The following is a 10,983-nucleotide window of genomic DNA, read 5'->3' on the forward strand; positions in this document are numbered from 1 at the left end:
CGCTGGCTGCGCCCGGTCGATCAGGAACAGATGAGCCGCTGGCTGGCGTTCGATGCGCTGGAAGGCGGCGGGCTCGCGGCGAGCCAGGCCTATGCCGCGCAGTTCCGCGCCCGCCAGGTCGAACGCATGGCCATCGTCGGCTGCACCGAAGAGAATTTCCCGCTGATCGAGCGCACCACCCGCGCGGTGCTGGCCGCGCTCGAAGCCCACCTGACCACGCGCCACTGCCTGTTCGGCACCCGCCCGAGCCTCGCCGAGTTCGGCCTGTTCGGGCAGCTTTCGCAGCTCGGCGTCGATCCCACCGCACAGGCGATGATGCGCGCCGATTTTCCTTATGCCTATCGCTGGTTGCTGCATGTCGATGACATGTCGGGGGTGGAGGGCGACTGGGACGCGCCCGATGCCCCGCTCGCCCCGGTGGTGGAGCAGCTGCTGGCCGTGGCGGGCGCGGTCTATGCGCCGTTCCTGATCGCCAATGCCGCTGCCGCCGAGGCAGGCGAGGAAACCTTTGCGATCACCGTCGATGGGCTGCCCTATACTCAAGGCACCTTCCGCTATCAGCTCAAATGCCTTGCCGATCTGCGCGCGCGCCACACCGCGCTCAGCCCGGCGGATCGCGATACGCTCGACCCTCTCCTTACCCGCACCCAACTGAAAGGACTTTTCGCATGACTTCCAAGCTCCCCCTCCTTGCGCTCGCCCTGCTGATCGTCCCGCAGACCGCAGTGGCCCAATCGAGCAATGCCCAGCTCGCCGAACAGCGTTTCAGGGCCGCTGACAAGAACGCAGACAGCAAGCTGACCCGGGAAGAGGCCAAGGCCGGAATGCCGCGGATTCACAGGAATTTCGACCGGGTCGATGCCAACAAGGACGGGTTTGTCACCCTCGCCGAGATCAAGGCGATGATGGCCGCAGCCGGGCAGTGACAAACACAATGCGTCGGCTGTGGTTGGTCTTCGCGGCGGGGCTGGCAGCGGTTTCCCCCGTGTGGGCGCAGCAGCCGGCCAATTCGTCGGGGCGGCCCAACATCGTTATCATCCTCGCCGATGATTGGGGCTTTACCGATGTCGGCGCGTTCGGCGGCGAGATCGCCACGCCGCATCTTGACGCGCTGGCGCTGGAGGGCGTGCGGTTCGCCAATTTCCATGTTGCGGGCAGTTGTTCGCCGACCCGCGCCATGCTCCAGACCGGGGTGCGCAGCCACCGCGCCGGGGTGGGCAACATGCCCGAGACGATCCCGCCCCAGCATCGCGGCCAGCCGGGCTATGGCACCACGCTCAACACCCGCGTGCTGACGCTGGCGCAGCGGCTGGAGGCAGCGGGCTATTACAATGTGCTGGTGGGCAAGTGGCACCTTGGCATGGACCCCGCCGATCAGCCCCGCGCGCGCGGCTATCACCGGGCGCTGGCGCTGCTGCAATCGGGGGCCGACAACTTCGAGAACAAGCCGATCCACGTGCTCTACAACGAGGTCAAATGGACCGAGGATTCGCAGCCGGTGGTGCTGCCCGCGCCGTTCTATTCCTCGACCCTGATTGTCGACAAGACCATCGCCTATCTCGATGATCCCGCGCGCCGGGGGCGGCCGTTCTATGCCTCGATCAATTTCCTTGCCAACCATATTCCGATTCAGGCACCCGATGCTGATCTCGCGCGCTATGCCGGGCGTTACCGCGAGGGATGGGATGCGCTGCGCCAGGCGCGGGCGCGCGGGGCGGCGGCGCGCGGGCTGCTCGCGCCCGAGCCCGCGATGGTGCGGATGAAGAGCACCGCCGACTGGGCCGCGCTCACCCCCGCCGAGCAGACCCAGCGCGCCGGGGCGATGGCCGCGCACGCTGCCATGGCAACCGCGATGGACCGCGAGGTCGGACGGCTCATCGCCGCGCTCAAGGCCCGCGGGGAGTATGACAACACCATCTTCGTGTTCCTCTCGGACAATGGCCCCGAACCCAGCGATCCGGTCAATCTTGGCACGTTCGAGCGCATGAATGTCGAGGCGTTCTACGATCTGCGGGTCGAGCGGCAGGGGCGGCCCGGATCGCTGACGGTGATCGGCGCGGGGTTCGCCAGCGCCTTGGCGGCGCCCTTTCGCGGCTACAAGTTCACCGCCAGCGAAGGCGGCTTGCGGGTGCCGCTGATTGTGGCCTGGCCGGGCAATCCGCAGCTTCAGGCAGGCAGGATCGCGCGCGGCTTAGCCCATGTCACCGACATCGCGCCCACGCTGCTGGCGTTGACGGGGGCGGCGGGCGCGCCGACGCCCGCGAGGGCCGAGCCGATCACCGGCAAGGATCTAAGCCCGATGCTGACCGGCGCGGCCGAGACAGTGCGCGCGCCGGATGAGCCGCTGGGTTACGAATTGTCGGGCAATGCCGCGCTGTTCGAGGGTGATTACAAACTCGTCAGGAACCTGCCCCCCTATGGCGATGGCCAATGGCATCTCTACGACATCGTGCGCGATCCGGGCGAGACCACCGATCTTGCCGCGCGCGAGCCTCAGCTCTTCGCCGCGATGCAGGCCAAATATGCCGCCTATGCCAAGGCTGACGGTGTGCTGGCGATGCCTGCTGGCTATTCCGCGCCCGACCAGATCATAGCCTATGCCACGGCCGAATTGCTGGTGCCGCGCTTGCTGATGCTATGGCCCTATGCGCTGGGCCTCGCGCTGGCGCTGGTGGGCGGCGCGTGGCTGTGGCGCCGCCGCCGCCGCACTGCCCGCCGCATCGCGCCGTGACAGGCTACGCGCCCACCCCCTGGCCGTGTGAGGATGGCGGGCCAGCGCGGATGCAGGCCCTGCCCGATGGCCTCGGACTGCCGCTTCAACGCGGCGTTGCGCTGCAGGTCACCACCCGCCGGGTGCGGATGACCACGATGACCGTGCTCGGCGCGCCGGGCGAGGTGTTCCTGCTGACCCACAATGCCCTGCGCAGCCAGATCGGCCTTGCCACCCATGCGCGGGTGGAGCGGATCGATCCGGCGACCCTGCGTCCCCTCGCCCGCTCGCCGCGCCTGCCGGGCGGGCCGATGTGGCCGGGCGGGATGGCGCTGCACGCAAACGGCGATCTCATCACCGTCTATGGCCGCTGGGCGCATCGGCTGGGGCGCGATTGCACTGTCAAGGCCGCGCACCGCCTGCCCGAGAATGCCGCCTACAACAGCTTCGTGATCCTCGATTGCGGGCTGATCGTGACCAAGAACCTGTCCGACCATGCTCCCGCGATGCTAAGCGTGCTCGATCCGGTCAGCCTCGCCCCGGTCTGCGCCCCGGTCGCCTGCCCCGAACCCTCGATCGCGCGGCTGAGCGCGGTGGGCGACACGGTCTATCTGATCGGCACCGCCTCGATTATGCGCTTCCACTGGGATGGCACCACGCTGCGGCGCGATCCAGACTGGCGGCATGCCTATCTTGCGGACAGCGGCAATTCCTACGGCTGGGATGCCGTGATCGCCGATGGCCATGCGTGGTTCATGGACAATGGCCACCACCGCTACCGGCTGAGCATGATCGGGCGCGGGGTGCGGCGCACCGCCAACCGGCTGATCAGGGTGGCGCTCGACAACAGCGATGATGCCGAGGCGGTCACGGTGAGCGGCCTGCCCGGCGGCAGCATCACCAATCCGCCGCTGGTCGATCCGGGGAGGCGGATCGTGGTGGGTTACGATTCGGCCAACCGGGTGATCGCCGCCTGGCGCTATGGCGATGGGCCCTTGCAAGCCTTGTGGCGGCGCGAGGGGATCGGCTGCGCCAGCCACCTGCTCGGCGATCCTGCCCGGGGGCTGGTGATCACCAATGACTATGCCGGGGGCCGCGAGGCGGTGATCGCGCTCGACATCACCACTGGCGAAACCGCCGCACGGATCGCGGTGGGCGGGATGATGCAGGGGGTGGTGTTTCCCTCCCCTGGCTGGGCGGGCGACATCTACTGGTGTTCGATGGGCCAGCTTGCGAGGGTCTTCCCTGCGGATGGCGCGCCCGAGGGGCCGACAAACCACACAAAGCAGGAGGAATGAGGATGGACAGCGGGCTGGAAGTGACAAGTCGCGGCCATGTGCGGGTGCTGACTTTGGCGCGGCCGGAAAAGCGTAACGCGCTGTCCGACCGGCTGGCCTGGGCGATCATCGACGCGCTGGAAGAGGCCGCGCGCGACGATCACGTGCGGGTGGTGGCGATCAAGGGATCGCACGGCGCATTTTGTGCCGGCGTCGATCTTACCGGCAGCGAGACCTATTCCTCGCTCACCGCGCAAACCGCGCAGATTGACGATCTGCACTGGGTCAGCCGCTTTCTGCTGGTGATGCGCCGGGGCTGCGACAAGCCGATTGTCGGCGGGATCAACGGCGCGGCGGTGGGCGCGGGGCTGGGCCTCGCCATGGCGACAGACGTGCGGCTGGCGGCGCGCAGCGCACGGCTGATGGCGGGCTACACCCGGATCGGCGGCTCGCCCGATGGCGGGCTGACCATCACCCTGATCGAGGCGCTGGGGTATGAAGGCGCGATGCGCTTCATGCTCGAAAACCGTACGGTTGACGGGGCGCAGGCCCACGCGATCGGGCTTGTGGGCGAAGTGGTCGAGGATGAGGCCTTCGATGCGCGGCTCGATGCCTATTGCGACGAGCTGTGCCAATGGTCGCCGCTGACCCTGCGGCTGCTCAAGCGCGGGATGGCCAAGGCGAGCGAGACCATCGATTGGGAGGCCCAGCTGCGCTACGAAGTTGCCAACATCACCCGCGCCTTCACCAGCGAGGACGGACGGGAGGCGCGCGCCGCCTTCCTCGAAAAGCGCGCGCCGGTGTTCAAGGGGCGATGAAGCATCGTGCGGAAAAGTGGGAACCGGTTTTCCGCAACAACGATGCGACACCAAAAATCTGGAGCAAGCAGGGTGATCACGAGATCGCGCTGCTTGCTCCAGGCGGGCCCCACACCTCCAGATGATCGCGCCGCTCGATCCGCCGGGCGGTGCGCAGGGTGAGCAGATCGGCGAGCCCGGTCTCCTCCAGCAGCGCAGCGATCGCCGCTTGGCCCGCGGTATCGGCACCGTCGAACACGTCGTGGATCATCTGCAGCAGGTAAAGCCGGTAGGGCATTACCATCGCGGTGATCGAATGCCCGCGCCAGGTGAAGCTGACATCGCCCATGCGCCGCTCCGAGGGTCGCTCCAGCCCCGAGGTGCCTGCTTCCAGTTCGGGCCGCGCGGCCAGCCACTCGTTGATGAAGCCGACATAGGCGCGCACTTCGGGCAGGTAATCCTCGGCGATGAACCGCAGCAGCGCCTTTAGCGTATCGGGCACATGATCATCGGCGAACAGCGCCGCTGCGGGCGCGCCATATTCGCCCGCATCATGATCGGCGCGGTTCATCCGCTCGGTCCAGCGCCACGCCCGGTGCGCGGTGGTCTGCATCAGCCGCGCCGGTTCCGGATCGCGCGCGAGGTGGGCATAGAGCGGCGCAATCAGGCCATAATCGCCAATCGTCGGCGCGCCGCCGAGCAGATAGGGCGAACCGGCGAGATGCGCATCAAACAGCGCGAGGAATTCGGCATAGGCCGCCTCGACCGTGGGAATCGTCTCGGCCATCACGCCAAAGCCCGCCATCGCTGCGCGCATCCGAGTGCTGGCCATGGCGAAGATCCCCGCCTTGGTCGCTTCGTCAGCGTCAGACGGCGCAAGAGAACGGACGAAATCGGCCTCGATGAAGGCGCGGTTGGTGGCATCGAAGTTCCAGCGGTAATGCATCGCAGGGCGCAGCAGGCCCTCGCCGCCGAACAGTTCGAAAATCTGGCCGATCACCGCGTGGCGAGGGGTCGCGGGAAAGGCGGGGTGGCGCGTCGCTCCCGCGGCTTCAAAGTGGCGGATAATGTCCGCCCCGTCCTGCACGATGGTGCTGTCCGCGCCTTCCAGCACCGGCACGATCCAGCGCCCCACCTTGGGGATGATCGCCTCGCGGAAATGCCCCTCTGCCGCCGCGCGGTTGGCAAAGGGAATGCCCTGCTTGATCAGATAGCTGCGCACCTTGCCGGTGTAGAGCGAATTGGGGGTGCCCCACAGGTTCCAGGTCATGCGCCAAACACCCGCGACACCGGGCTGACGGCAATCGGGTTGGCGGCGAAGAAATCCACCAGCAGCGCGGCCAGTTCCTCACCCTTGTTGTCCTGGATATAGTGCCCCGCTTCGAGCGCGGTGTGCGGCTGGCCCTTGGCGCCGGGGATGATGGTGGTCATGCTGTCCTGCATCTCCTGCGAGCCGAATTGAGTATCGAGCGTGCCGCGCACGTGCAGGAAGGGGCGGGCAAAGCCCGCCAGCCCGCGCCAGGCGGCGGCGTTGCGGGTGCCGCACTGGTTGACCATCGAAGGGAAGGCGCGCGGCCCGGCGCGGAACAGCAGCGAGGGGAAGGGCGCGTTATAGGCGGCGATCTCGGCCTCGCTCAGCGGTCGGCCTCCGGCGGCGCACATGTAGGCGATCATCCGCGAGGGATCGAACCCGGGCGAGGTCAGGGTGAAATTGATCCACGCCTGAAACGCCACGGGGAAGGGATCGCCGACCGTCGGCCCCAGTGCTTCGAGCATGGAAGGCGCGGCCGGATCAAGCTCGACCGGCTCGGGGATATAGAACATCGGCGGGTGGAACACCGGCAGCTGGCCGTTGGAAATCGCCACCCGCGCGAACAGATCAGGCCGGTCGCCGACGATGCGCAGGCCGATGCAGCTGCCCCAATCCTGCGCGAACAGCGAAATCGCATCAAGCCCGAGCGTCTGGATGAAGGCCTTGACCAGCGCCACCTGCCGCTCGAAGTGATGGAACCTCAGATCAATCGGCTTGTCTGACTTGCCAAAGCCGATCAGATCAGGGGCGATCACCCGGTACCCCGCCTCGGCCAGCGGCGTCACCATCCGGCGATAGAGATAGGACGAGGCCGGCTGGCCGTGCAGCAGCAGCACCGGCTCGCCATCGCGCGGGCCTTCGTCGAGATAGTGCATCTGCAGCCCGTCGATCACCGCATAGTGCGGGGCGAAGGGATAATCGGGCAGATCGGCAAAGCGGTCCTCCGGCGTGCGCACGAAGGCGACCCCGTCGGCGGTGTGATGCACCGTGACTTCGGGCTCGGCAGCGGCGAGTTCGGCGGGCGCGGGGATCAGCGTAGTGATGGTGCCATTGCGCTCGCCATGAAGATAGCCGCGCTGTTTCTGTTCGGTGGTGGGCATTGCCGGGTCTCCCTTGAAGGCATCTAAAGTCAGGACGCAGTGCGCCGGGCGCTGCGCCAGTCGATCAGCTTGATCCCAATCCAGCCGATCACCGCGAGCAGCAGCGCCAGCGTGAGCCGGATGGTTTCGGCGGCGATCACGGGGCGGGTGATGAACACCTCGGTGCGTTCGAGCGCGGCGAACTTGTCGTCGATCCCTTCGAGCAGGCCGGGATCGGCGTTCATGTCGAGAAAATCGCGCAGCGAGCGATAGCGCACGATGCCCACCCGGTCGATTTCGGCCCCATATTGTCCCAGCGCCAGGCCCACACGATCAGCAACGAACACCGGGTGGCTGCCGCGCTTCAGCAGCAGGGGCAGGACAACTAGGCCATAGCGCTGTTCCGCCGCGAGCGCCTCAGGCCCGGGTTTGCGGGTTTCGAGATTGACCATGTAGAATTCGCGCCCGTCATCCTTGCCGATCATCGCGGCGAGATTGGCGCGGAAATCGGTGCTGGCAGGGGTGCGGCCATGATCGCGATACATCTGGCCGATGGCATCGAGCATGGCTGCGCCTTCCGCCTTGGTCAGCGGTGCGCCTGCCCCGCCATACCACACGACGAAGGCGCAATAGGCGAGCGCCAGCGCGGCGCACCAGGCGAGCTTCAGGCGGATCACGCGCGGCGCTCCAGCCCATCCCGCTCCATCCGCCAGATCAGTTGATCCAGCCGGTCCTGCCCGAAGAACGGCTCTCCCGCATAGACCATGAGCGGCACGCCATAATGGCCACCGGCGCGCTGGGCTACCTCGCTTTCGGCGATGACGGCGGCGAGCCGCTTGCCCTCGGCGCCAAGCACCGCGTCCATTTCTGCAAGGTCGCAGCCCGCCCGCGCGGCGGCTTCGGCCAGGTGATCGCCTTCGTGCCAGCCGGTAACGCGCCCACTCCAGATCAACCGGCTCACCTCGTCGATGAAGGCCAGCCCCTGCCCGCGCTCGGCAGCGAGTTGCCCGAGCCGGGTGAGGCGGTGGATATAGGGCTGCTCCTTGGGATAGGTGCGGGTGGCGAAATCCATCACCACCGGATCGGGATTGGGCCACTGGAACGGCAGCCCGAGGAATTGCGCGGTTCGATAGGTGTCGCGCATCAGATAGGGCGCCCACAGGGGATCGGCGTGGGCGAAGAATTCGGGCTGGCGCACCGCAATCGGCGTGACCACCCGGACATTGACCGCGACGTCATAATCGCGCGCCAGATCGACCAGCCGCCCGGTCAGAAGATAGCTATAGGGCGAACGGAACGACCAGAACAGATCAAAGCCTAACGTCATCGCCCCATCCCGGAAATGTTATGGCATTCTACGTGTCATTAATTTGCCGGTGCGTCAAGCGTTGGCGGGCGGCGATTGTCGACCAGCCGGAACCCGATATGGTCGGTGCCGAGCCCGGTTTCCTGAAACTGCCGGGCCGCCGGGCGATAGCGCGCGCAGTAGTTGGCGGCGCACAGGTAAGACCCGCCCTTGATGATCCTCACCGGCTCGATGGCGCCGGCGCGCGTGGCGGGCGTGGTGGTCCATTCCCAGACATTGCCGATCATGTCGTAAAGGCCGAAAGCATTGGCCGGGTAGCAGCCCACCGGCGCCCGGCCGGTGAACCCGTCCAGGCCCTGGTCGCGCGCGGGGAACACCCCCTGATAGGTGTTGGCGGTGGGCTGGCCGTCGGCGTCGCGCGGTTCGGCGAGGGCTGGCCCGCCGCCGCGCGCGGCATATTCCCACTGTGCCTCGGTCGGCAGCGCCTTGCCCTTCCAGCGGGCATAGGCGGCGGCATCTTCATAGGAGACCTGCACCACCGGCTCGGCGGCGCGCGGTGCGGAGGCGGCGCGGTCTCCGTTGGGCACGCGCCAGTTGGCGCCCTCGACCCACGCCCACCATTGCGGCTGGTCGGGCGTGGGCACGCGGAACACCGCCGATCCCGGCGCTGCCGCGCCGCCGACGAGACCGGGCAGCGGCGGCGGAGGGCGTTCGGCGCTGGTGCGATAGCCGGTGGCCGCGACAAAGGCGGCGAATTCGCTATGGGTGACTTCGTGCGCGTCCATCCAGAAACCGGCCACCGCGACCCGCTGCAGGGGGCCTTCTTCGGGGTAACGGGCGCCTTCCCCCAGCACCATCTCTCCGCCCGGCACCCACACCATGGCATCGGCGGGCAAGGCGGCACAGGCCCGCGGCTCTGGTTGGGCGGACGGATCCGGATCGCCTGCCGCGCCGCAGCCCACCAGCAGCACAGCGCCGATCACGCCCAGCGCGCGGGCCCCGCCCATCGGCCTAGACCTTGATCAGCAGCTTGCCCTGATTGGCGCCGCTGAACAGCATGGCGAAAGCTTCGGGGAAGCGATCGAGCCCTTCGAGGACATGCTCCCTGAACACGATCTCGCCCGCCGCGTGCCAGCCCGCCAGCGCCATGAAGGCCTCAGGAATCCGGTGGAGGTAATCGCGCATGGTAAAGCCGCGCATGGTGGCGCTCTGCGCGATCAGCTGGAGGTAATTGGCCGGGCCGGTCACGCTGTCCATGTCGCCATATTGCGAGATGCCGCCGCACAGCACAACCCGCCCATGGCGGTTGATCTGTCCCAGCACGGCATCGAGGATCTCGCCCCCGACATTGTCGAAATAGACATCGATCCCGCCGGGCGCGGCGGCGGCGAGCTGCGCGGCGATGTCGCCCGCGCGGTAATCAATCGCGGCATCGAGCCCCAGCGCGTCAAGCAGATAGGCGCATTTTTCCGCGCCCCCGGCAATGCCGATCACCCGCGCCCCGCTGAGCCGGGCGACCTGCGCCGCGACCGAGCCGACCGCGCCCGCCGCCGCCGAGACCACCGCGGTCTGCCCGGCGGCAGGCTGGCCGATGTCGGTCATCCCGAAATAGGCGGTGTAGCCAGTCATGCCGAGGCCACTGAGATAAAGCTGCGGAGCGATCTGCGAGACGTCGATCTTGCGCAGCATGGCGGCGGGTAGCGTGGCGACCGATTGCACTCCGGTGAAACCGGTGACCCAGTCGCCCGCCGCCAGCCCATCGGCCGCCGATTCGATCACTTCGCCGATACCGAAGGCGCGCATCACCTCGCCCGGCTGCACCGGCGGCATGTAGCTGCGCTTGGGCGTGATCCAGCCGCGCATGCCGGGATCGACCGAGACATAGGCGATCCGCACCACCACCTCGCCCGCCACCGGCGGCGGGGCCGGATCGGCACTGGCGCGCCAGACTGCGGCCATATCGGCCCCTTGCGGATAGTGATCGAGCCGGAACTGGTACGCTGGGTGCATGGCGGGAACCGTTTTCCTGAGCGACCGGCGCGCGGCCCCATGCCGGCAGCCCTCGCTGGAGTGCGATCCTAGTTTTATGGCATTGGTGATGTCAATAAAATGCCGTGCGACCCAAGGCCCGCCTCACGTTTCGGGGATTTGCGCTAGCACCGCATCGAGCAGGCGGCGCACCACCGCCTGCGCCTCGTCGACCGGCAGCAGATTGTCGTGCCGCAGCAGCCGCCAGGTCTGGAAGCTCAAAACCGAATTGATCGCCTGCACCGTGATCCCATCGGCCTTGACCGCATTGGGCAGCAGCGTCTCGATCAGCGACTTTTCCAGCGCCAGCATCCGGCGATAATCCTTGAGCAGGAATTCTGATTGGAACCGCTTGAGATTGGCCGAAATGCGATAGGGCATCACCATTTCGAACACGCGCGCCCGGCGATCCGCAGTGCAGCGCAGCAGGTCTTGCCAGGTGGCGCCTTCGAGCGGCTCGACCATGTAAGGCAG

At 67.4% G+C, this 10,983-nt stretch carries 11 protein-coding genes and 1 pseudogene; 5 read left to right on the forward strand and 7 right to left on the reverse strand.

Translation table 11 applies throughout. The features are described from left to right. The 5 genes and pseudogenes from NBV68_RS13235 to NBV68_RS13255 form a co-directional block, all read left to right on the forward strand. Window positions 1-672 (forward strand): annotated as a pseudogene (locus tag NBV68_RS13235) (glutathione S-transferase C-terminal domain-containing protein); the annotation flags it as partial. Next, window positions 669-926, forward strand: coding sequence for a hypothetical protein (locus NBV68_RS13240; RefSeq protein ID WP_296310532.1), 258 nt, complete (start codon window positions 669-671; stop codon window positions 924-926). The pseudogene NBV68_RS13235 and the gene NBV68_RS13240, both read left to right, overlap by 4 nt. An 8-nt stretch (window positions 927-934) precedes the next feature. After that, window positions 935-2,731 (forward strand): sulfatase-like hydrolase/transferase, encoded by a 1,797-nt coding sequence (locus NBV68_RS13245; protein ID WP_296310534.1) that lies wholly within the window; start codon window positions 935-937, stop codon window positions 2,729-2,731. A gap of 50 nt (window positions 2,732-2,781) precedes the next feature. Next, the gene (locus NBV68_RS13250) at window positions 2,782-4,008 is read left to right on the forward strand and encodes a hypothetical protein (protein WP_296310535.1); all 1,227 of its coding nucleotides are present in this window, start codon (window positions 2,782-2,784) and stop codon (window positions 4,006-4,008) included. 2 nt (window positions 4,009-4,010) lie between these two features. Continuing rightward, a complete protein-coding gene (locus NBV68_RS13255) occupies window positions 4,011-4,805 on the forward strand; it encodes an enoyl-CoA hydratase-related protein (RefSeq protein ID WP_296310536.1) in 795 nt (264 codons plus the stop codon). A gap of 76 nt (window positions 4,806-4,881) precedes the next feature. Here the strand turns inward: NBV68_RS13255 and NBV68_RS13260 are convergent, their stop codons facing one another. From NBV68_RS13260 to NBV68_RS13290, 7 genes are all read right to left on the reverse strand, one after another. Further along, window positions 4,882-6,054, reverse strand: a complete 1,173-nt coding sequence (locus NBV68_RS13260) for a glutathione S-transferase N-terminal domain-containing protein (RefSeq protein WP_296310537.1) — start codon at window positions 6,052-6,054, stop codon at window positions 4,882-4,884. Continuing rightward, a complete protein-coding gene (locus tag NBV68_RS13265) occupies window positions 6,051-7,196 on the reverse strand; it encodes a haloalkane dehalogenase (RefSeq protein ID WP_296310539.1) in 1,146 nt (381 codons plus the stop codon). Before NBV68_RS13265 ends, NBV68_RS13260 begins: the two co-directional genes overlap by 4 nt. A 29-nt stretch (window positions 7,197-7,225) precedes the next feature. Then, on the reverse strand, window positions 7,226-7,852 hold the full coding sequence (locus NBV68_RS13270) for a hypothetical protein (RefSeq protein WP_296310541.1): 627 nt from the start codon (window positions 7,850-7,852) through the stop codon (window positions 7,226-7,228). Next, on the reverse strand, window positions 7,849-8,502 hold the full coding sequence (locus NBV68_RS13275) for a DsbA family protein (RefSeq protein WP_296310543.1): 654 nt from the start codon (window positions 8,500-8,502) through the stop codon (window positions 7,849-7,851). The genes NBV68_RS13270 and NBV68_RS13275 overlap by 4 nt, the downstream gene beginning before the upstream one ends. Before the next feature lie 38 nt (window positions 8,503-8,540). Next, window positions 8,541-9,488 (reverse strand): formylglycine-generating enzyme family protein, encoded by a 948-nt coding sequence (locus tag NBV68_RS13280; protein WP_296310545.1) that lies wholly within the window; start codon window positions 9,486-9,488, stop codon window positions 8,541-8,543. A 4-nt stretch (window positions 9,489-9,492) separates the two neighbouring features. Further along, complete coding sequence (locus NBV68_RS13285) at window positions 9,493-10,491, reverse strand: NADP-dependent oxidoreductase (RefSeq protein WP_296310547.1); 999 nt, start codon at window positions 10,489-10,491, stop codon at window positions 9,493-9,495. Window positions 10,492-10,614: 123 nt separating this feature from the next. Then, window positions 10,615-10,983 (reverse strand): TetR/AcrR family transcriptional regulator (locus NBV68_RS13290; protein WP_296310548.1); only part of this gene is annotated, 369 nt, incomplete at its 5' end.

It is taken from the genome of Erythrobacter sp., assembly GCF_023653175.1.
Classification (GTDB): domain Bacteria; phylum Pseudomonadota; class Alphaproteobacteria; order Sphingomonadales; family Sphingomonadaceae; genus Erythrobacter.